This window comes from Nostoc sp. FACHB-110, assembly GCF_014697425.1.
In the GTDB taxonomy this organism is placed as follows: domain Bacteria; phylum Cyanobacteriota; class Cyanobacteriia; order Cyanobacteriales; family Nostocaceae; genus Nostoc_B.
Window position 1 is genome coordinate 85,493 of sequence record NZ_JACJRU010000012.1, and the last position, 24,062, is coordinate 109,554.

The 24,062-nt window shown below is 41.3% G+C and carries 14 protein-coding genes; 4 read left to right on the top strand and 10 right to left on the bottom strand.

The genetic code is table 11. The annotated features are described in order from the left end of the window. The first annotated feature begins 353 nt into the window (after positions 1–353). Positions 354–2,465, top strand: coding sequence for an ATP-binding protein (locus H6G69_RS13945; protein ID WP_190687679.1), 2,112 nt, complete (start codon positions 354–356; stop codon positions 2,463–2,465). Between the two features lie 132 nt (positions 2,466–2,597). Here the strand turns inward: H6G69_RS13945 and H6G69_RS13950 are convergent, their stop codons facing one another. The 8 genes from H6G69_RS13950 to H6G69_RS13985 form a co-directional block, all read right to left on the bottom strand. Beyond that, positions 2,598–4,091, bottom strand: a complete 1,494-nt coding sequence (locus H6G69_RS13950; protein ID WP_190687681.1) for a hybrid sensor histidine kinase/response regulator — start codon at positions 4,089–4,091, stop codon at positions 2,598–2,600. A gap of 10 nt (positions 4,092–4,101) precedes the next feature. Next, on the bottom strand, positions 4,102–5,796 hold the full coding sequence (locus H6G69_RS13955) for a histidine kinase dimerization/phosphoacceptor domain -containing protein (RefSeq protein ID WP_190687684.1): 1,695 nt from the start codon (positions 5,794–5,796) through the stop codon (positions 4,102–4,104). 708 nt (positions 5,797–6,504) lie between these two features. Continuing rightward, positions 6,505–8,037, bottom strand: coding sequence for a SagB/ThcOx family dehydrogenase (locus H6G69_RS13960; RefSeq protein ID WP_190687687.1), 1,533 nt, complete (start codon positions 8,035–8,037; stop codon positions 6,505–6,507). A 200-nt stretch (positions 8,038–8,237) separates the two neighbouring features. After that, positions 8,238–9,113, bottom strand: a complete 876-nt coding sequence (locus tag H6G69_RS13965) for a DUF4349 domain-containing protein (protein WP_190687690.1) — start codon at positions 9,111–9,113, stop codon at positions 8,238–8,240. 277 nt (positions 9,114–9,390) lie between these two features. Then, positions 9,391–10,008: a hypothetical protein gene (locus H6G69_RS13970; RefSeq protein ID WP_190687693.1), complete on the bottom strand. Its 618-nt coding sequence runs from the start codon at positions 10,006–10,008 to the stop codon at positions 9,391–9,393. A 562-nt stretch (positions 10,009–10,570) separates the two neighbouring features. Next, complete coding sequence (locus H6G69_RS13975) at positions 10,571–11,845, bottom strand: dihydroorotase (RefSeq protein WP_190687697.1); 1,275 nt, start codon at positions 11,843–11,845, stop codon at positions 10,571–10,573. 297 nt (positions 11,846–12,142) lie between these two features. Then, positions 12,143–13,495, bottom strand: coding sequence for a histidine phosphatase family protein (locus H6G69_RS13980; protein ID WP_190687700.1), 1,353 nt, complete (start codon positions 13,493–13,495; stop codon positions 12,143–12,145). 227 nt (positions 13,496–13,722) lie between these two features. Further along, the gene (locus H6G69_RS13985; protein ID WP_190687703.1) at positions 13,723–14,589 is read right to left on the bottom strand and encodes a mechanosensitive ion channel family protein; all 867 of its coding nucleotides are present in this window, start codon (positions 14,587–14,589) and stop codon (positions 13,723–13,725) included. 134 nt (positions 14,590–14,723) lie between these two features. Here H6G69_RS13985 and H6G69_RS13990 point away from each other — a divergent pair, with 134 nt between their 5' ends. Then, a complete protein-coding gene (locus tag H6G69_RS13990; RefSeq protein WP_242072060.1) occupies positions 14,724–15,713 on the top strand; it encodes a hypothetical protein in 990 nt (329 codons plus the stop codon). 197 nt (positions 15,714–15,910) lie between these two features. Here H6G69_RS13990 and H6G69_RS13995 read toward each other — a convergent pair whose 3' ends face one another. Beyond that, entirely contained in the window at positions 15,911–16,624 is a 714-nt protein-coding gene (locus tag H6G69_RS13995; protein ID WP_397326926.1) for an N-acetylmannosamine-6-phosphate 2-epimerase, read from the bottom strand. Between the two features lie 117 nt (positions 16,625–16,741). Further along, a complete protein-coding gene (locus tag H6G69_RS14000; RefSeq protein WP_190687705.1) occupies positions 16,742–18,736 on the bottom strand; it encodes a GAF domain-containing sensor histidine kinase in 1,995 nt (664 codons plus the stop codon). 136 nt (positions 18,737–18,872) lie between these two features. Here H6G69_RS14000 and cobN point away from each other — a divergent pair, with 136 nt between their 5' ends. Continuing rightward, positions 18,873–22,802: a cobaltochelatase subunit CobN gene (cobN, locus tag H6G69_RS14005; protein WP_190687709.1), complete on the top strand. Its 3,930-nt coding sequence runs from the start codon at positions 18,873–18,875 to the stop codon at positions 22,800–22,802. 18 nt (positions 22,803–22,820) lie between these two features. Next, on the top strand, positions 22,821–24,011 hold the full coding sequence (locus tag H6G69_RS14010) for a peptidoglycan-binding protein (RefSeq protein ID WP_190687711.1): 1,191 nt from the start codon (positions 22,821–22,823) through the stop codon (positions 24,009–24,011). Positions 24,012–24,062 lie beyond the last annotated feature (51 nt).

Consider the following 24,062-nt stretch of genomic DNA (forward strand, 5'->3'; position numbering starts at 1 on the left):
TAATACCTTTAGTTTGTGCTAAATCAAAAACGAAAATTATCGGAGGTTACAAATACCTTGTCAGATCAATCGCCAATCCAAATTGACTGTATGGCAATCATTTATTCATCATTGTGAATTTTTTAACAAGCAGCTATTACACACTTAATGAGATGGTAGATTGTTGAAATACATAGATAACTTTTAGTTCAACGACTTGAGTAATGACTGTTGCAATAAAGACAGAAATTTTGATGAAAAAAAATATACTATCCGGGTATGAAAAACCCTATGGAGTAACTGTAGTTATAAAATACGGTGCTAATTTGGCAACCGATACGTCAGCTAAAGAGATTCCCTAAAAGAGGCGAAGAATGCAGGTGGTAGTAGTTAATGATGATACACAAAGGATAGTGTCAATTAAAGATTGTCAGCCGCAACAATACAACCAAACTTTAATACAATTGGGAAGGAGTCAAAACTTCCAAAAAGGTAATCTTATTCAAAAATTACAAGAAATCACAGAAATAGCAGCTCAAACACTGTATGTGAAGCGAGTAGGCGTTTGGTTATACAATCAAGACCGCACAGCACTTGAATGTGTTGAATTGTATGAGGCTGGGAAAAACGCACATACATCAGGGCAGATATTATTCAAAGCAAGTTATCCTAATTATTTTCTCAGTTTAGAAACTGAAGTTAGCCTGGCTGTTGATGATGCGATTCATGACAAAAGAACCCAGGAATTGTCTACATCTTATTTAGATGTATTGGAAATTGCATCATTACTGGATATACCCATCTGGTTAGGAGGGCGTGTAGTGGGAGTAATCTGTCATGAACATTGTGGTATGGTGCGCCAATGGACTGTAGAAGAAGAAAGCTTTGCCAGTGCCATTGCAAATTATGTAGCCTTAGCGATTGAATCAAGTGACCGCCTTACTGCCCAAACAGCACTACAAAAAACTGAAGCAAAATTGCAAGCAATTTTTCAGCGTTCTGGAATTGGCATTGGGATAGCAGATATCCAAGGCAAGATAGTAGATATTAATCCAGCATTATGCCAATTGCTAGGTTATAGCCGGGAGGAATTATACGGCAAATGTTTTCAGGATTATATATCTTCTCAAACAGAAGATATAGACATTTATCAGCAACTCCTTTTGGGAAGATGCGATCGCATCGAAATCGACAGACCATTAATTCACAAAGATGGTAAGTTAATTTTGGCTAATATCTCCATTTCTCTGATTTGGGAAAATCAAGAACAACCAGAATTTTTGTTAGCCATTATTCAAGATATTACTGAACGGCAAAAAACTCAGTTAAAGTTACGTGCTTCAGAAACAGCAGCAGCAGCAGGTAATAAAGCAAAAAGTGAATTTTTAGCCATCATGAGTCACGAACTGCGGACTCCCTTAAATGCCATTATGGGCTTGTCACAATTATTACAACAAGAAATGGTTGGCTCGCTCAATGAAAAGCAACAAGAATATATGAGTTGCATTTACAGTAGCGGCGAACATTTACTGGCACTGATTAATGATATTCTTGACTTATCGAAAGTCGAAGCAGGTAAAGAAGAATTAAATATATTGCCTGTGTCAGTCACAGATTTATGTAATTATGTGATTTCGAGTTTACGCGAGCGGGCGGCAGAAAAAGGATTACAGCTAACACTGGAAATCGACCCCCAAGCCGATACCTGCTTTGGAGATGTGCGGCGCATTAAACAAATGCTGATGAATTTGTTGACCAATGCCATTAAATTTACTTCATCGGGGCAGGTATCTTTAGAAGTTAAAAAGGTTCTTCAAGGAATTACTTTTACAGTTATCGATACAGGTATTGGCATTGATAGCAATCAATTCCAATTTTTGTTTGAACCATTTAAACAGTTAGATAGTCAATTAAATCGTCAGTATGAAGGTACAGGATTAGGTTTAGCACTGACGCGGAAATTAGCACGCTTACATGGTGGAGATGTGACAGTGGTATCAACCTTGGGAGAAGGTAGTCGGTTTACGTTGTTTTTGCCAGAAAATGCCGATTTAATCGCCCAGTTTCATCAAGAAAAGGAAGTAATCACTTCACCCAAAGTATTACCAGATTCGCCCCTAAAAAAACGCATTCTGTTAGCTCAACCAGAGCAAAATACAGCTATTTTTTTACAAGATTATCTAGAAATAATTGGCTATCAAGTAGAGTGGTTAAATAACTCGGAAAATTTTTTAGCAGCAATGAGAAATTTTCAACCAAACTTATTGCTACTAGATGAACAGTTATTTCCTGGTATATATCGCCAGGAATTACTCAATATTCTCAAACAAGAAGATGATTTACGCAGTATTCCAATTGTGATTATCTGTGATAATCAAGAGGATGTTGTAGAATTTGCTAATTTGCAATTAAATAATTATGAGTATCTAAATAAACCCATAAGGATTGCACAATTAGAATCAATTTTGAGGCAATTTTTGAGCTAGCAAGAGATAAAAAGTAAGCTATAGATTTAGTTTTATAGAAGATAGGAAGTCAAGCGATTTACAAGCTTTGTCTGTTTCTGCACGATATCTTTAATTAGGACTAATTAACTTTGAGATAATCGGGAATTTTCATTAAGAACTTAATGGTAAGGTCACTGTAAATGTTGTACCGACATCAAGCTGACTAGTAACACTGATTTCACCTTGATGGGCTTCTACACATTTTTTGACAATGACTAACCCTAAGCCTGTACCAGGAATCGAGCGGACATTAGAGGCACGATAAAATGATTCAAATAATCGCCTTTGATCGGCTTCAGGAATACCTATTCCCTGGTCTTGAATGCTAAAAATAGCTACTTTATTTGTAGTGTCACAAGTTAAATTAAACTGAATATTACCACCTGCTGGAGAGTATTTAATCGCGTTAACCAGTAAGTTAGTAAATATGTAATATAAAAGCTGTTCATCCATACAAGCGTCAGTGCGCTCGCTCTGACAATTAAAAACAATTTCTGTCTGATGATTGTGAATTGTATTAAATTCTCCAATTAATTCCCGACAAAATTCTTCTAGATACAAAGGCTGAGGATAAAAATCTAATTGTCCAGCTTCTGATTTACCGACAAATAGTACATCTTCCATCAATTGTTTCATAGACTTAATCGCGCCTTGAATGCGAGTTAAATAAGTCTTTCTTTTTTCTGCTGTTAAGTTATCTCCTTGCAGTTCAATTAGTTCGACGGATGATTGAATTACACTTAAGGGAGTACGAAATTCATGAGAAACTGTAGAAATAAATAAAGATTTTAATTGATTGAGTTCTCGTTCTTTTTGTAGTGCCTTTTCTAGTAATTGTGTTTGTCTGCGTTCACTCAAATCCCAAAAAACGACTACGACTCCATTGATTTTGTTATGATGCCGCATAATTGGTGATGCACTATCACCAATCGGAATTCTCGCACCGTTTTTAGTAATTAAAGAGGTATACTCATTTAAATAGACTACTTGTTGTTCTCGTAAAACTTTTGTGACAGGATTCTCTAATGAAGTTTCAGTTACTTCATCAATAATCTGAAAAATCTGAGATATTTCTTTACCTAGTGCATCGGCTTGCTGCCAACCAGTGAGTAATTCAGCAGCTGGATTAATGAAAGTGACAATTCCTTTTTCATCAGTAGCGATTACCGCATCACTCATGGAATTCAAAAGAGTTGCTAATCTGTCTCGATTTTCTTTTAAATCCCGTTCTAGCTCGTATTTTAATAAGCCAATTTCAATCGCAATACGTAAATCTTTAGGCGTGAAGGGTTTGACAACATAACCAAAGGGTTGTGTATATTTGGCCCTCTGCACAGTATTATCATCGCCATAAGCAGTCAAAAAAATGACGGGAATATCTAACTGTTCTCGAATCTGCGATGCTGCTGTAATGCCATCCATTTCACCTTTTAAAATGACATCCATTAAAACTAGTTCTGGTTTGTTTTCTATCGCCTTGCTAATGGCTATTTGACCAGAAGAAGCTGTCCCAATAACTGTATAGCCTAGTTGGTTTAATTGGCTGACAATGGTTCTCGCAACTATTACTTCGTCTTCTACAACTAAAATTCTGACTTGACCCATTTGAGATTTATCACTGCAACATTAACTGCGGAAATTGAATTTTGAACACTGTGCCATGATTACGTTCTAAAGTAATGCTGCCTTCCAGTTGTTCTGTAACCAAGTCGTAAACCAGAGATAAACCCAAAGACTCGGTATTATTCCAATCTAAATCATCTGGGATACCAATCCCATCATCTTGAATCATCATTTCAATGTTATTTCCAAGATTATGGAGATTTATGCTAATAGTCCCATTTTCGGCGTTGGGAAAGGCGTGTTTCAGAGAATTAGAGATTAATTCATTAATAACTAACCCACAAGCGATCGCTTGGTCAAGGTTCAAGCTGACTGATTCGACATTAGTTAGGAGATTGATTCTTTCTGGGCCTAACTGATAAGATATCATGATGCTAGTTGCCAGATTTTCAATATAGTCAACTACATCTAATTGGCCAATGTTCGGTACAGTATACAAATTTTTATGTATAAGGCAGATAGAGTCAATCCGATTTTGACTTTCTCGAAAAATTTTAATGACTTCTGGGTCTTTGAGAGTATGAGACTGAAGTTGCAACAAACTGGAGATAATTTGCAAATTATTTTTGACGCGATGATGTACTTCTTTGAGGAGAACTTCTTTTTCTGCTAAAGCATTTCTGAGTTGAATTTCGGCTTTTTGACGCTCGGCTAATTCGTTTTGAGCTTGTTGAAAAATGGTAGATTGTTGAATAGCGATCGCAATTGTGACAGAAAGTTGATCGAGTAAGTCTAATTGATGTTCTTCCCATTCGCGCGGTTGAGAACATTGATGAGCTACCAGTAATCCCCAAAGACGACCCACATTATTGTCTGCGACTTCTAATAAAATCGGCACGACTAAATTTGCTTTGACCTCAAACTGTTCTAACAGCTGAATATGACAGTCTGTGAGTCCAGCTTCGTAGATATTAGCAATTGCTCTTTTACGTCCTTGAGCATACTCGATTCCTGCCCCTTCTTGAAAGCAGGTATCTTCAATTTGCAGGTCTAAAGATTGCTTCCATCCAGGCTCTAGGGATTCTGCCACAACTGTACCACTCATATCAGCCGCAAACTGATAAACAATTACTCTTTCTACTTGGAGTAAATATCTGACTTCTTCAACTATGGTATTGAGGATATCTTGCAGATTTAAAGATTTATGAATCCGCTGCATCACATTTCGGATTAATCGCTCTCTTTCCAACTGACTTTTTAATGCTTTTTCAGTTTCTTTAAGATTAGTTGCTAAATTTTTCTGTTCAGTCAGCTTCGAGAATTGTGACATCATGGAAGGAGATGGAATCGCTGCTAATATTTTCTGATATTCTACTTCTCTATCTTGAGCATTGTGCTTGCTTGCTTGAATATCTGTAATATCTTGAATGTAAACTAAATGAGCATTTCGAGATTCATACTCTATACTATGTGTTGCCAGACTTACATCAATTATTTGCCCATCTTTGCACAAATGTTGACTTTGACTGTTAAAGCTTAAATTTTGCTGATTTTGGGCGATAATTTCTAAAAATTGCGGTCTGCATTCGGCGACATATAAATCAGTAATCTGCATCTGCAAGAATTCAGCTTTTGAATAAGCATATTTATTCACAGCCGCTTGATTAACATTAAGAACTTGTAATTTATCTGGGTCGTAAATCAAAATAGGTAAAGGGCTATAAGTGAATACTAAATTTTCCTGCATACAATTGTTGATGTCAAAGTTGATTGAACAGAACTCATAAATATAGTGATAAAAGAGTTGGAGCAGCTTCTAATATATTTTAAATTCCAATTCTTTTGTCTATAGCACATCTTTAATCTATGAATTTATCTTTCCTAAACTAAAATATTGACTAAAAATATTTTAGTTTCTTCTTTAAAACAGCTAGCGGATTAACTATTGATACTTGCAAAAAAGTAAGTAAATTTATTGGTGTAGCAGTAGCCACAGTGCTGAGAATATTAGTAAATTACCAAATTTAGACAGTCAAAAACTTTTAACTGTGTTATCCATCACTGTTTACTGCCATAAATCCCACACTAACTGCTATAAATTTTGAGTGATGTTATTCATCATTTTGCTGTTATAGATTGACACAGTTAAGTAAACCGCAAAAGTAAAAAAGCAATCTGTTCTTTTTGCAGTTTATAGGAGAGTAAGCATTGACTATTTTTGAAGATTAAGACAATAGCAAAAGCTTTCTCTTGATCTCCTAGAGGACTGACGCATGAAAACAAAAAATCACAGGATTTGGAGTAGGGTGTAACGGTGTGTTGGTGTATAGGTTAATCGAGGTTTTCAAAACCCATTTACCCTAGACCCAAAAAATCATACACCCGGTCTCCACAGATAATTTTTGAGCGTAAGCCCTGTCTTAGTTATTCATCAGCAACCAAACACAATAATATATTACCTTGGTCTTCCCAAAGTGGTGATATACAAAACAGCTTCGTCGGCTGGTATACCTAATACTTCATTCACATGGTCGTCAAAAAAACCACCAATACCGCTAACACCTAAATTCAGATTGACTGCGGCTAAATTTAAACGCTGACCTAAATGACCTGCATCCATATGTAAGTAACGATAAACGCGATCGCCATATTGGGCAATCGCCGCTTTTAGGTCGGCGGTATGAAAAACTACTGCAGCTGCATCCCTACCTAACTCTTGCCCCAAGCAGAGAAAGTGTAACTCCCGCCGGAAGTTTTTAAACCGAATCTGGCGCAATTCTTGAGCTTTGGGTGCGTAATAATAACAACCTGCTTCCAAACCTTTGACTCCGCAGACAGCAATGAATGTTTCAATCAAATTTAAGTCAAAGTAATCTGGTGCAGCGTCGAGATGTTGGTCAATATAATTTTGGGGTTGGTAGGTAAAATCAATGACAGCTTTGAGTTCGTCAAAAGTTAAATCCTCCCCACTGTAAGCACGGGTAGAACGGCGTTTGTGAATGGTATATTCCAACCCAGAAAGATTTTCGCTCCAGTCAATTGGTGTGGTAGCTGTGGGAATTTTTAAACAGAAAGGAAAATTATATTTATCTTCTAATGACCTTTCTTGTTTGATTGTCGGTAAATTTAGCTTACCTGTAACACCTGGTTGAATTTGAGTTTGACGGTGAAAATATTTCAGCAATTCGCCGTCAGGAACCTGGGGATAGTTGGTTTCTGTCGCTGAAGGTAAAGCGGTGCATCCTGTAGGCAAATTTTGTTTGATATCTAATAAGTCTGCCAGAGCGAGGACTGCGATCGCACCTTCTTGTTGGGGATCAATATATAACAAGTCATTTACCGCCTCATCCACAAAACCACCAATCAAATGAGGACGATAATCAACAATGGCGCTCGCTAACTCAATATTGCCTAACAAATGCCCAGAATCAAGAAAAATCCGCCGATAAGCTCTATCTTCATAGCGCCAAGCGGAACGATAAAAAACCGCCGTCACCACAATTGCCAATTGAGTACCTTCCAAAGCCGGATGCCAAAAACAAGCATCTTGTAAAGCTTGCCAAACATCGCTTTCCCAATACAGCATCAAAGAGTGAGTCCGACATTGATAGTTGTATAGCCCGGCTGGTAGTAATGGTGTACCACGAGACACTACATAAACCTCAGCTGGATATAAACCACCCGCACTAGGAGCAGAGCGCAAATATACCGCACTACCCATAGAGGGCATTCTCGCGGTTAATCCGTAGCTACGTAACAATAAACGAGATAGCCTTTGCCACCATTGAGCATCTGGTTTTGCCGCAAGCTCTTCTGGAGACTCTTGCAAATAAGCCTTGAGATCAATAACCGAACCGATTTTATACTCCTTAAAAGGTACTGGCTGTTTAGCCCAATCTAGCCTTTGGCTTTTAGCAGCTAGAGTATCAGGGTCATATTTAGTACGTTCGTGGTAGTGCTGTGCAATAGATTGGTGTATTTCTGGCATAGTACTTTCAATACCCTTAGGGCTTTCTTATTTGATCTTGGCATTCATCTGCTTCATTGTTTCGTGTTCATCAGTACAATCTTAGTAAACAGTTAATGGTCAATGGTGATTTGTCATAGTGAAAAAAGCAGTATGAAATAGCGACTAGCATCTTGACTCAGCACTTCAAGCGAGAAGAATGAAATTACCAACTTGACACTTCATACTTCCCTGCGTCGCCAACGAGTAAAACCATAAAAACCCATAGCAATAATTAATAAATAAGGACTGTACACCATTAACCAAATACCTAGCTTGAGTAAACCAACGGTAAATGAGCCTAGAGATTGGGTAGATTTATTCCAAGTTTCCTGAATTTGTGTACCCACTGCGCGTTGAGGAGCCGTCCCAGAGACGGCTGCTTCTAGGTTGAGGGTAATAGTAGAGTAGGCAACTTGATTTTGTAAATTTTTGAGTTGTGCGTCAATTTGTTCGATAGATTGCCTCACTTGACTGAGTTCTTGTGCAACACTTAACACATCTCTAACGGAACCTGCCCGATCCATAATTTTTTGTAAATTTGCTTCTGTCTTTCGCAGGTTAGTTAATCTTGCTTGAAAGTCTATCAAGCGATCGCCTACATCTTCTGCTGTAATATTACGGCTTTCTACTGTGCCTAATTTAGCTAATTCTGTTAAAGTTGGCTCTAATAAGTTTTGCGGAATTCGCAATTGAATAGATGCAGTATGGCGGAAATTTTCTTTTGTTGGTTGGCTTTCGTTTAATCCAATTAAATCACCTTGCTGTTTAGTAATAATTTGTGATATTGCATCAATACTTTGAGACACAGAGTTGACAACTACAGTCATAGCCGCCTTTTTAATTAACTGCGGCCGCGCCCGGGTTACTGGTGCAGTTTCTTGGGCAACATTCCCATTCGGGACTGATTCAGGTGCGGCTGCTTTATTAGCAACAATATCACTAGCGGCTCGATTAGTTGGTAAAGGTGCAGAAGCACAACTGGTAAAAATTAAACCTCCCAATAAAACACTTACCAATAAAGTAGAGTTACGCGGCAATAATGTAGAACAAATCATAATCTCACGCCCGATAGATGAAGTTAATCTCAGTATGTCTGAGAAAAAAATCAAAGCTGGGATTGTTGCGGTTTATGTAACGGAACGGGGAATAGTGATAACCAACTAAAATAGGACTTACGCACAAAGATTGTCTGTGGAGGCTGGGTTAATTGGTTTTGGATACATACACCCCTACACCCTTGCCCCCTTCTCCAGACCCTTGATTTTTCGTTTTCATGCGTAAGTCCTGTAAAAAAAGGCGATCGCGGGTTTGGGGTATAATCGCCTTCGTCCTCTAAGAAATTAGTGCAGCATCAATAGCATTACTAATTTCTTGATGTTCCAAATTCCTGGTATGCAGTGCCGCCGTTGTAGCAGCTTCCGCAATGATGGTGTAAAGCACGGGAGAATCTGGAGTTGCTTTAGTTAGATAGAGTAAAGCTTTGATTAAATGATCCTCTGGGTTTTCTTTCTCTAATTCCTTCAGTGCATCATAATTAGTTCTAGAAGCTAGAGCTAATTGATGATAATCAGTTCGAGGCGTAAGAAATTTTAAAATATTGGTGGTGGCATTCCCTACTAGGTCAGCAGACTCAAAAGCAATGGCATTACCACTGCTAATTTGCTCTAAAGCTTTGACTTGTGCGTAGTCAGCCACCGCATTAGCAGCAGCAGCCAAAATTTTGCCTAAGTTGGGATTTGTGCTGGTTGCACTCACCAAAAATCCTAAGCATTTGCTGTAATAATCTCTGAGATGGCTGGCATAAATTTTTTTAACTGCCTTGACATCACCTTTTTTATATTCTTCTAATGCCTGATGTTGCCACTCATTAGTCGGTTCGCCCAATTTTTCTAAAAACAGATCAATCACCGTTTCCAGTGTGATGTTGGTAGATACTGATGCTTGCACCATTGTTATTGACTCCTACTAAAACCAGACTTGAGTTTGATTTGCTTGCACTTGAGTTAAGTACAAAGTTTTCCAATTGCGCTGTCAGTGTTCTTTCACAACGCGAATTACATACCTAACTGTGCTGTCACCTTCATAAAGTACAGCTATTCGTAGCAGACATAGATTCTGTTTAGGGATTTCCAAGAAATAAGTTATTTATCTAGGACTTACGCAAAATATCTCTCAAACTCTCATTTCTCCGTGAACTCTGCGCCTCTGTGGTAGCCTGCGGCAAGCCGCTATCGCGTCTACGATTTTCCGTAGCTTGTGCGTAAGTCCTGTTATCTTGTGGGGTGGGCCGGACAGCCCGCCCTCAGGACTGGACGGGTGAGGACACCCATCCCACAAGAAAATTTTGGATATTTTTATTACTTGTAAGTAAGTCGATGCAATAAAACCAAACTATGTGAAGAAAAGTAAATAAGGCTCAAACGCTTTTTCCCCCTGCTCCCTGCCCCTGCCCCCTGCCTTATTCCAACAATAATTATTTACACCGACTTACTTAAGTCCCTTATCACCTGCTTCAACACCAAATTTGCACAACACGACCTTGTAATTCTTTACCTAACCAAGGTGTATTACTAGAAAGTGTATGTAGATTTTTCCGTTCAACTTTCCAGGTTTGTTGGGGATCAAATAAAGTTAATTCAGCTGTTTGTTGAGGTTGAATTGTATTTAATTTCTGCCCTATACACTCGGCGGGATTTTTACTTAATGCTTGCCATAATTCTAGGGCTGTCAATTCGCCAGTCTCCACCAGATTTTGCCACAACAAAGGCAAGGCTAACTCATAGCCAATTGCGCCAGTTGGTGCTTCTGCAAATGCTTGGACTTTTTCTTCATAAGTATAGGGTGCATGGTCGATCGCAATCGCATCAATTACACCTGTACGAACACCTGCACGCAAAGCTTTTAAATCGCTAGGAGTACCTAAAGGCGGATCTAAATGCAAACTGGTATCGTAACTTTTAACGGCTGTCGTGTCTAACAATAAATGCATCCAAGTGGTGCTGGCGGTGATGGGTAAACCAGCCGCCTTCGCCGAGGCGATTAATTCTACACTCCGCGCAGTAGAAACCCGCATGATGTGAACTTGTGAATTACCACTAGCTGCAACTAATTCTAACAAAGCTGCGATCGCAGTTGTTTCGGCACTAGCGGGGATGGGTGGTAAACCAAAACGCAATGCATCCGCCCCTTCACGTATGACACCATTAGCTGTAAGCTGGCGATCGCAAGGCCAAAAAGCAATAGGTTTACCCAACGGTTGCACATATTCCAGCACGCGCCGCAGCAAACCAAAATTATCTAAAGGGTGACTATCAGTAAAACCCACAACTCCCGCCGCAGCTAAATCGGCTAATTCTGTCATTTGCTTTCCCTCCACATCTAAGGTAATTGCACCCCAGATATGAAGCAGGGGTGCGGGGGTACGGGGGTGCAGGGGAGATATGTTTCTGATATTCTGCAACTGTGCTACCAGTGCAGGGTTATCAATAGATGGGGAAGTATCGGGTAAAATGCCAATTCTCGTAAAGCCACCAGCAGCCGCCGCCTGCAATAAAGAAGAGAAAGTTTCGCGTTCTTCAAATCCTGGTTCACCAGAATGACTGTATAAATCAATTAACCCAGTCCCGAGAATTAAACCCTGACAATTTCTAACTTGCGTATCTGTACTAATATCAGAAATTGTTGCGGCGATCGCTTGAATCTGACCATCCGCAATCAAAACATCTGCGATTTGGTCAATTCCCGAAACTGGATCGATTATTCGTACTTTTTGTAAAAGTTCAGTCATAAAAATCATGAGTTAGGAGTAACGAGTTAGAAGTGATAGCAGAGAACAGATAACCGCTATATTTAGGTTTTCCGTAGGTCGGTAGAAATAAACATAACCAGCTTACTAAACGTAAATACGTCTAAAAACCATACCAATGAACGCCAGTTGCTACAAGTCGGCAAAGCGCAAGAGCGCACTGGCTCCCAAAGACAAATCACCACCTTCTCCTGTCGCAGACGCTACGCGAACACTAGTTAACTTTATTGGTAACGGCCTACTGAGTACCTCGCTCGTTACTTTTCACTCCTCAATGTTTTATAATGCTCCAGCTGCGGTTTTATCTAGCACACCACCACCCAAATGAGCCGTGATATTCATTGCTTGTAATACTGGGAAACCGTCAAGTCCGTTAGGGTAGTCAATTACACTAACTGCGCCATTACCTTGGCGGAAATTCCAAAAGTTGTCTGCTGGTAAACCCAAAATATGACAAAGCAAAGTTTTATTAGTAGCGTCGTGAGCGACGACTAATCCAGTTTTGAGTTGATTATCTAATGCAGTTTGCACAATAGATTGCCAAGCGACAACACTACGATCCCATACTTGTTGTAAATTTTCCCCTTCTGGCATTTGTACCTGGGCAGGTATTGTCCGCCAACGGTGCAACTCCCCAGGAAATTCTTGCTCAATTTCTGCTTCTAATTTGCCTTCCCAAAGCCCATGACTAATTTCTCTTAAACCATCTTGCAGGTCTAACTGAATGTCGGGATGTTGACGCAAGATAATCTCGGCTGTTTCTTTGGGACGCTGCATTGAACTACTCACAGCAAAGTCAATGGCGACATCTTTGAGAAATTCACCTGCTTTTTGGGCTTGATTTCTCCCATTGTCATTCAAAGGAACGTCAATTTGACCTTGAAATCTCGTTTGGCGGTTCCACTCTGTTTCACCATGACGCACCAACAGCAACCGCACGCCCTGATGATGAGGACGCAAAGAGGGTAGAGTTTCACCCATATGTTGCGTTTGATTCATTGATTCTAGTTGGACTGGTTCACCTAATCCTCCAGCAAAATTTAAGACTGTGACACCACAGTTAGATTGCTGAATAGAATGATAACGGCTGGGGGGAATACCAAGTGCGGTGCTAATCAAAGCGCGGTTAATGCCGTTATGCCCAACGATGAGAATAGTTTTCCCTTGATGTTGAGGGAGAATTTCTTGCCAAAATTGCTGTGCTTGTTCGTACAAAGCCAGAACAGGAAAATGTTCTTTTGTCCCCTCACCATCTTTGACAAGCATTACCAAGTCCTGGGGATGTTCGTGCCAAATCTTGTAATCTTCAGCAAACTTCTGCTCGACATCAGCCGTGAGCATTGTCTCCCACAAAGGTAGGTCAATTTCTAATAATTGATCGGAAGTTTGCACAACAGCAGAAGACCCTTGAGCATTAGCTAACTCGCTTTGAATAATCTCGGCTGTTAGTTTAGCTCGTTGCAGCGGACTGCTATAAATTGCTTGAAACGCAATATTGCTGAGGGCTTTGCCTACTTTACTGGCATCATTACAACCTTTTTCTGTTAATTGTGACGCATTTGTGCGTCCTTGAATTCGCCTTTCGGCGTTGTAGCTGCTTTGCCCGTGGCGCACAATGATGACACGAGTCATCGGCTTTGCCCTCCTCTATCTAAAGCATTAATTTTACCAGGACTTACGCACAAGCTACGGAAAATCAAACCACTCCAGACGCAGAGTTCATAGAGGAATGAGAGTTGGAGAGATTTTTGCGTAAGTTCTAAATTTGTACCTCATACAAAAGTAGATAAGGCAAATACCTTATCTACTTTGTTTTGATGAAATTATTGATAGATTCAATTGTGTTGAATAACACAAACTCAACTTATCAAAGAAGCAGAGGAAATAATAGAGGATGTGTCATCTGGTCTGCCATCTGGTGATGGGCCACTAAATGCGTAGCGTTGTTCAGGAATGGGATAACCAGCTTCACCAAAGGCTTCACGAATAGCTTTGTTAGTGTCAAAATAAACTTGCCAGTAGTGTTCATTATTACAGTAGGGACGAACTGCTAATACTGGCCCTGCTAAATTGAATGTGATAATTTCAACATCAGGTGCAGGATTATTTACGACGTTAGGAATTTGAGTGATTTTGGTTTTTAACCGAGCGATCGCATCGTTATGATCGACATTATGATGCAATTGTGCTAGCAAATCAACTCGACGGTAAGGATTAGCAGAGAAATTTTGGATATTGTCAGAAAAAATCTTGTTATTGGCGACAATTGTTAACACATTATCGGGTGTGGTGATATTAGTGGTGAACAGTCCAATTTCTGTAACTGTACCTGTAACACCTGCGGCTGTGATAAAGTCGCCAACTTTAAATGGACTAAACACAATCAAAAACGCACCAGCCGCAAAGTTAGCTAACAGTCCACCCCAAGCTGCACCAATAGCTACACCTGCTGCGGCTAATAATGCTGCAAAAGAAGTTGTTTCAACACCGAAAAAGCCAAGAATTGCCACAATTAAAACAATTCTTAAAGTGACGGAAATAATGTTGAGCAGGTAGTTAACTAGAGTTGGGTCAACGTGTTGACTGCGGAAGCCACGCCGGATTAGTCTAATAGCAAAATCAATCAATCGCTGTGCAATAATCCAAAGAGCGATCGCACCAAGAATTTTCAAGCCAAAAGTTGTTAACAGTGCAATAGCAACTTGTCCAATTTGATTAAAATTCATAAACTTTTTATTTTTGGCTAGTTTTAATCCAAAACATACAAGAAACTCAGTCAAAAACTATGATGATCAGTTTTTTTTTAATCTTTGGGTAGATGCCAAAAATACTTTTAGTAATAATTTAGTCAGCAAGTTCCATGTCACAAGACAACCAAAATCCACAACCCCCTACTTCCCCTGAACCAAATAGAAATCGGTCTCGCCAAGCACGCAACCAGAGACAGCAGCCGTTTTGGAAAATGGCAATTATCCGAGTTCTGCGGGGAACCATTGGGGTGTTAGAAACAGCAGTGGTCAAACTAGAGACTGCACCGCCTCCAGGGACAGAGACTTTAGGTTTTTGGGGTGGACTGTTAGCCAAAATTCGGTCTTTATTACCAGTAAATCTATCAAGACAGTTGTCAGACACGGCTTTGACAGGAATTATTGCCGGAATTGCTGTGATTTTGGTTTGGACAACTTCTAACTTTTTGACGAATAAACCTCCTGAAATAGCCACAGTCCCCCCAGTTGAAGAAGTTCCTATACCTACGCCAACCCAAGCAACTCCACCAGAACCTCAACCGCTAGAAGCCACTCCCACGCCAACATTAGAACCAGAAGTAGATGTCACACCGGAACCAGAAGTAACTCCCACACCGGAACCAGAAGTCACACCTTCAGCAGACCCAGAACCAGAAGTAACTCCCACGCCGACACCAGAACCAACGCCGACACCAAAAGTAGAATTAACCCCAGAACAAATTTTGATTGCGGCTATTGAAAATCAAGTGGCAGAAATTAGCGATCGCATTGCCTCCGGTCTGATACAGTCAATTCAAGCTAACTTTCGCACTCTTCATCTCACTGTCAAAATTAGTAACGATTGGTACGCACTGAAAGAATCTCAACAAGACAAACTCGCAGCAGATATTTTACAACGGTCGCAAGAACTCGATTTTACTCATCTAGAAATTGTTGATCCTCAAGATAAATTGATTGCACGCAACCCAGTTGTCGGTAATCAGATCATCATTCTCAAACGACGAGCGACAAATCTCATAGGACTAAAGGACTCATCAATGCAATTCTTTCCCTACACCCCACACCCTACACCCTACACCCAGCCTCAACAGAGAACTTTGTAATTTACTGACTATCTCATCCCTAGGATAGAGTTCCTCATCTTAAATGATTTATGTGAAATCTTTCCTGATATAACAAAGAACAAAGCTAAAATAAATGTTGAGTTTTTCAGCCAAATTTTGGAAAAGCCTGCTCTTGTCATTCAAGAACAGGCCGGGTAATTTGTATCAGGATTTTTCTGAATTAGTATTAGGCATTATCAGGAATTTTGGAGTGCTTGTTGATAAATCTTCACTTGTACATCAATTCCCGTGATGGCAGTGCCAACTACAACAGCATAAGCACCCAAGTCTAAAGCTTGACGTGCCATCTGTGGCGAAGCTATACCGCCTTCACATATTACTGGTGTGTCTAATTCCGCCACTATCTGTCTTAACAGTTCCCAGCCAGGAGGAGAATCGTTGTTAGTTTTGGCAGTATAGCCATATAGAGTTGTACCTAAAATATCTGCGCCTGCTATTGCAGCTGCTCTAGCGGCCTCAATAGTATCGACATCAGCCATAACTGGTTTACCCAATTGCTGATGAATGCGGTTAATTATATCCGCTACTGTCTCACCATCAGGTCGATGTCTTGTCGTTGCATCGATCGCAATTATATCGGCTCCAGCCTCAGCCACCGCCGCCGCATGGTGGTACTGAGGTGTAATATACACATCATAATTAGATATTATTTGTTTCCACAGCCCAATAATTGGGGCTTTCACCCGCTCCCTAACTGCAACGATGTGGCTTGGTGTATCTATCCGTACACCAACTGCACCATTATTAACCGCAGCCTGCGCCATTGCCGCAATTATCGTTGGTTCATGCAGAGGTGAATCAATAGGTGCTTGGCAAGAGACAATTAGCCCTTGTTTTAGGGTTTTAACTGAATAGTCATTTGTCATTTGTCCATAGTCATGATTTGTCATTGGTCATTGGTTATACCATTTCACGAAAATCCTGATACAAATAAATTGGTTTTTAATTCTTTCTCCCTGCCCCCTGCTCCCTGCCCTTGAAAGACACCCTTACCCCCCTGCACCCACTCAGCACTCAGCACTCAGCACTTTGCTTAACTGAACAGGTATCCATACAGTAAAAATCGAGCCGATGCCCACTGTGGATTCTACTTCAATTCGGCCACGATGCAGTTCTACAAGTTGTTTTGTTAAAGCTAAACCCAGTCCCGTACCTTCGTAGCGGCGACGATAGGGTGTATCGAGTTGCTGAAATTTCTCGAACATTACAGGTAATTGGTCTTCAGGAATGCCTATGCCTGTATCTTCGACTTGAAAAATGGCTGTATCTTCTTCCACCCAAAGCCGCAGAGTCACGCTGCCACCTTCGGGGGTAAATTTAATGGCATTGGTTAATAAATTCCAGAGAATTTGTTCTATACGCTCGGCATCGGCACTAAAGCGATCGCGTTTTGGATCGATTTGCAAATCTAATTTGAGACTTACTTGTTGATTGTTTGCTTTATCTATTAACGCAGCAATAGCATTTTCGCCGATCTTTGCCAAGGAAAATTCACTAATATTTAAAACCGTCTTACCCGCCTCAATTTGTGATAAATCGAGGATGTCATTAATCATTTCTAATAAATGTTCACCACTGTCGTGGATTGTCTGCAAATAATCTCGCTGTCGTTGGCTCAATTCACCAATTGGCCAGCGTAACAGAGTAGAAGACATGCCAATCACATAAGTTAACGGTGTCAGTAATTCATGGCTAATTGTGGCGAGAAATTCATTACGTAAGCGACTAGCGGCTTCTGCGGCTAGTAAAGCATCACGTAAAGCCATTGTCCGTTCTAGTACCCGTTGTTCGAGAGTTTGTTTTTCTTGCGTGAGAGATCGCATCAATTCCGATTGATGAATTGCGATCGCTAATTGTTCAGCAATAGAAGTCAATAAATTTTTTTCGTTATCATTCCATTGACGGGTACTGTCACATTGATGAGCGATTAACAATCCCCAGAGTTTTTCTTCAAACATAATTGGTGCTGCTAACTTGGCTCTGACTCGGTTAGCGCGGAGAAAATTCAACAAGCAATCTTCCAAGGCATAAGTTTTTTCCACATCCTCAACAACTAAGGTAAAACCTTGACGATACTTATCCCAACAAGCCGAATGGCGTGTAAAGCAGGTTGTTTCGTGACAATGTAAAACCGACGGAATCGCATCTGTCGCCTTAGCTTCATAGACAATACAACCCCCGTAATTTTGGCAGTCTTGTGTGAGGGGTTGATGATTATTTTGCTGTTTAAGCGTTGAGTTTTGGGTATTAACTTTTGAAGCTTCAAATTTATATATTACTAACCTGTCCAACTTCAAAAAATCACGCACTTGAGCGATTGCTGTTGCCATAATAACTGGCAAATCTAAACTTTTACGGATTTGAGTTGTGACTTGATTTAATAATCTTTCTTGAGATATTTGTTTTTGCAAAGCAATTTCGATTGCTTGACAGAAATTTTCGCCCTGATTTGCGCTTACAGTTTCGGTTACTGCCTGATTCTTGTGTGATAGCAGATATTCTAATAATAATAGTGTGAATTGACTTTGAAGCGTAGCATCATTAGGACGAAGAATTTGACTGTAGAATTCCAGATTGTGATGCGTATCAGAATCACTCGCAAACAAATCCTTCAATTTGCCAATAAAAGAAGCGATCGCTTCTGAATTAAAGGTAAAGTGAGTGTTAAGTGCTGTTAGCGGTAGCGGGAGTTGAGCAGCGTGTTGAGTGCTGTTAGCGGTAGCGGGAGTTGAGCAGCGTGCTGAGTGAGAGTTTTCCTCCGTTTCCGACTGCTGCTGCTCAAAGCAACCGAACAAAAGCGCACTAAACTGCTCAGAAACAACCAATGTAAATCTTTGGATTTGCCATTCTTCAGGTATGATAATTCTCGCTAGCACGGCTTCTGTCAGTACTAGTACAGAACTTTCCACAGATTGAGCCATTTGCTGTAATAATTCCCCAAGCTGATTAAATACAACTAAAGGCAAACTTTGAGAAAAGCTCAAATCAGGTGAACTAAGCATTTTCAATGGTCGGGTGAGAGGGGGTAACTAACCAGTGTCTAGGAAAAATGACTTTCCTTTCAGCAGCTGGTTTTGCTAGGCTGAAATGTTTTTTAATCGTGTTCTAACCAACAGTTTAAGACGGTAAGGCGGGATCATGCATCGAATAAATGCTAAATCAGTCGGATGGAATCAGTCAGAAGGGTTAATTTTTCTAGAACAAACTCCCGCGCCGTTTGTATTTATTACAGCTGCGGATACTGACATTCAAACTTTGGCAGCAGCAGTTACCAAATTACCGACAAATTTTCCTGCATTAAGAGTCGCTAACTTATTGCAGTTACAACAACAAATTACTATTGATACATATAGCGAGCAAGTGTTAGAACTTGCTGAGGTAATTATTTTACGTCTTTTAGGCGGACGTGCATACTGGGCTTACGGTTTAGAAGTAGTGCAGGAAATTGTACAACGTAACGGTACAACCTTAATTGTAATGCCAGGAGATGACGCGCTTGATCCTGAATTAGTAGCTCAATCTACTGTTTCTGTAGATATTGTTAACAGAGTATGGCAATATTTCCGCGAAGGCGGTGTTAATAATTTTGTTAATGCTTTAAAATTTATCGCTGATACTTGCTCAAATACATCCTTTCATCCCCTACCACCGCAAATTGTTCCTCGCGTGGGTTTGTATGAATGGAAAATAGGGAATAGTGAGTTGGGAGATAAGAGAGATATTCAGGAAATTTTCACCCTTGCCCCCCTGCCCCCCTGCCCCCCTGCCCCCCATCCTCCACTCCCCAAAGTCGGTATTTTGTTCTATCGCGCGCATTATCTAGCTGGCAATACTAAGGTGATTGATGCTTTGTGTGCAGCCTTAGCTCAAAGAAACTTACAACCAATCCCAGTTTTTGTTTCTTCCCTACGTGACCCCAGCGTTCAAGATGAATTGAGCGAATTTTTCCAGCCCAAAGATGCAGAACAAATTACAGTACTTTTAAATACCACTAGTTTTTCTCTAGCCCGTCTAGATACTGAAACACCAGAAACAGACCTGTGGCAAAAATTTGATGTGCCAGTGTTCCAAGTCATTCTGAGCGGTGGTTCCGTTGAGACGTGGGAATCGCAATCTCAAGGGTTATCTCCCCGTGATATCGCTATGAACGTGGCACTACCAGAAGTAGATGGCAGAATTATTAGCCGTGCTGTATCTTTTAAAGCTTTGCAAACACGTAATCCTGACATAGAAACAGATGTAGTCGTTTATGAACCAGTGAGCGATCGCATTGATTTTGTCGCTCAACTCGCTGCTAATTGGGTCAGATTGCGTTCCAAACCAACCCAAGAACGCCGCATTGCCCTAATTTTGGCTAACTACCCCAACCGCGACGGTCGCCTTGCTAACGGTGTGGGTTTAGATACACCAGCAAGTTGTGTAGAAATCCTCAAAGCCTTACAACTTGCTGGTTATGAATTAGATAACGTACCAACTGATGGAAATGAGTTGATTCAATTCTTGACAGATGGTGTCACCAATGACCCCGAAGCCAGAGAATTACGCCCAATACATCAGAGTCTTTCAATTGAAGCATATCAGGAATATTTCGCCTCATTACCAGAATCAGTCAAGCAAGGTATTAATGAACGATGGGGAGTCGGGAGTCGGGAAGAGGCAACGGGGGAGGGGGTAGGGGGCAGAGGGGAAAACAGTTCCCCCTTTCCCATTCCCGGCATTCAACTCGGCAACATTTTCGTAGGTATACAACCAGCGCGGGGTTATGACCTTGACCCTAGTTTGAATTATCACGCCCCAGATTTAGAACCAACTCACGCTTATCTAGCTTTTTACTATTGGGTAAGAGAATGCTTTGGTGCTGATGCTGTCGTACACGTTGGTAAACATGGCAACTTAGAATGGCTACCAGGCAAAAGTTTAGCTTTATCCAGCAATTGTTATCCCGAAGTTGCCTTCGGTGCAATGCCCCATTTTTACCCGTTTATCGTCAACGATCCTGGCGAGGGTTCCCAAGCTAAACGCCGCGCCCAAGCCGTGATTATCGACCACCTCACCCCACCAATGACCCGTGCAGAATTGTATGGGGCCTTGCAACAGTTAGAAAACTTAATTGATGAGTTTTACGAAGCCGAAAGTTTAGACCCTTCAAGATTACCAGCCATCCGCGATCGCATCCGCGAACTCGTCATCAAAGAAAACCTGCACCTAGACTTAGGACTAGAAAACAAAGAAGCAATCTTCAACTTTGAACTATCAATATTAAACTCATTAGATGGCTATCTATGCGAACTCAAAGAAGCCCAAATCCGCGACGGCTTACATATATTTGGGCAATGTCCCCAAGGTAGACAACTGCGAGACTTAATAGTTGCGATCGCCCGCATCCCCAACCGCCACTCCATCGGCATCACCCGCGCCCTAGCCCAAGCCTGGGGACTAGACATAGACCCCCTCACAGACGAATTTAGCTCCTTATTCATCTTCCCCAACTCCCACTCCGCGCGGCAGTCGCTACAACGGGGGGAACCCCCGCAACGCGCTGCCTTGCCTTTGCGCCTTTGCGCGAAACTCCAATCCTGCCGCACCATCGGCGATGTAGTCGAACTCCTAGAACAACAAGCCGCCGAACTAATAGAACAACTCCCCACCCTCCCCCCTTCCCCCCTCTCCACTACCCTAGACTGGATCAACACCAAACTCCTCCCCGCCCTTCAACAAACCCCCGCCGAAATCACCAACTTACTCCACGGACTTGAGGGCGGATATGTCCCGAGCGGTGCTTCCGGCGCACCCACACGCGGCAGACCAGAAGTCCTGCCAACTGGCAAAAACTTTTACTCAGTAGATATCCGCGCCTTACCCACAGAAACAGCCTGGGATGTTGGCAGAAAAGCCGCCGAGAACTTAATCGAAGCCTATACTCAAGAGCATGGTGAGTATCCCAAAACACTAGGATTATCTTTATGGGGTACAGCTACAATGCGAACTGGTGGCGATGACATTGCCGAAGCCTTAGCATTGTTAGGTGTGCGTCCTGTGTGGGATGGGGCAGCGCGGCGAGTCGTCGATTTTGAAATTTTACCGTTGTCGATTTTGGGTCGTCCGCGAGTGGATGTCACCTTAAGAATTTCTGGATTTTTCCGCGATGCGTTCCCTAATCTGATTGACTTATTTGAACAAGCGGTGACAGCAGTTGCCGCCTTAGATGAATCTCTAGAAGAAAATCCCTTAGCGGTGCAAGTTCAGCAAGATACTGAGTATTGGATAACCCAAGGTTTAACACCAGAGGCGGCCCAAGTGCGATCGCTTTATCGCATTTTTGGCTCGCAACCTGGTGCTTACGGAGCAGGAATTCAAGGTTTAATTGAATCGCAAAATTGGACTGATGACCAAGATTTAGCCCGTGCTTATATCAACTGGAGTTGTTACGCCTACACCAGCCTGACTGCTACCCAAGAAAAGGGTAAACTCACAGGAATCGCTGCACCAGAAGCATTCCAGCAGCGTTTACAGCAAATGCAAATTGTTCTGCACAACCAAGACAACCGCGAACATGATTTGCTCGATTCTGATGATTATTATCAATTTCAAGGTGGTTTAGCAGTTGCTGTCCGTTCTCTGCAAGGCAAAAATCCCCAAATTTACTTTGGCGACAATTCTATTCCCGCTAATCCCCGCATTCGCCAACTGAAAGAAGAAATTGCGCGGGTGTATCGTTCGCGTGTAATTAATCCTAAGTGGATTGCCGGAGTCATGCGCCACGGTTATAAAGGTGCATTTGAAATGTCAGCAACCGTTGATTTTCTGTTTGCCTACGATGCCACAACCAAATGCGTAGAAGATTATATGTATCAAGGCATAGCAGAGTCTTATCTGTTTGATCCAACTGTTGTAGGCTTTATTCAGTACAATAATCCTCATACGTTGCGTGATATTGCTGAAAGATTACTTGAAGCACACCAGCGTGGTTTATGGGAAAATGTGGATATACTGACACTAGAAAATTTAAGAAGTTTAGTACATCAAGCCGAAGCAGCCATCGAAGAAAAATATATTCCAGATAAATAAATGGTGTAGGAATCTACTATGGACAACCTTGCATATTTGCACCTAGCTTTCGCCTATGAAGACTGTGAACCCAGTGAATTAATATCGCTGAGTGCTTTGTTAGACCAAGCATCTGCGCCAAACTGGAGTAAGCTTTCAAGTAAGGCTTGGAAGTATATGTTACCTCTGGCGCTTACCTTGTCTATTCTCAGTATGGTCAATAGTGTCTTGGCTCTAGAAAGAGGTGATCAAGGCCCCTCTGTGAGAAATCTGCAACAAAAACTACAACAAGCTGGTTATTATCAAGCTCCGATTACTCAAGTTTATGATTTTCCCACAGAAGAAGCTGTTCGACGTTTCCAAAAAGCCGCAGGTTTACCAGTTGATGGTGTAGTGGGAACCACCACTCTGCAAAAATTAGATAACTGGCGCAAAACATCTGCAAATAGCCAACCCAAAAAAGCAACTTTGGTGCGGACAACTCAAACAACTAAAGTTGCAAATACGAGGACACCAGCCCAAAAAACTAGGGTTGCAGCTGCTAGTGCTAGTACACCAGTCCAAAACACTCCAACCCAAGCTACCAAGCGTAGCAATTCCCAATACCTGATGAAAGGTGATGAAGGGGAAGACGTAAGAGTTTTACAAGAAAAACTGCGCGTGGCTGGTTATTATTACGGAAACGCCACAGGTATATTCGGGCCAATCACCGAAGAATCAGTTAAACGTTTCCAAGATGCTTATAATTTGAATGTTGATGGCATTGTTGGCCCGGCAACTCTTAGCAAACTCCCCCAAAGTGGTGTAGGCTATGGCGAGGATTCTCCAGCAAAAAAAGCAGCTGATAGAGATAATCTTCGCATGGGCGATCGCGGTGAAGCAGTCAGAGTTCTCCAAGAACAATTAATCAAAGCTGGATACTTACAGGGAGAGCCAAATGGCTACTTTGGTTCTTACACTTCCGATGCAGTACGTCGCTTCCAGTCTGACAATTACTTAGCAGCCAGTGGTGTAGCAGGCCCTACGACTCGCGCTCGCTTATATAGCAAAGTGAACACCGCACCAAAAAGCAACTTTAGTGTGTTGGAAATTCAAAGAAGACTCCGAGACAAAGGCTTTTACAAAGGTAAGCTAACGGGTGTAATGGCAGACGACACAAAAAAAGCAATCAAGCAAGCCCAAGAATTTTATGGTGTCAGCCTCAGTGATATTAGAAGCGGACGGTTTTAACATCCGCTTAGGTTTGCCAATGTGAATCCCCAAATGGTTACTTGCCTCCGA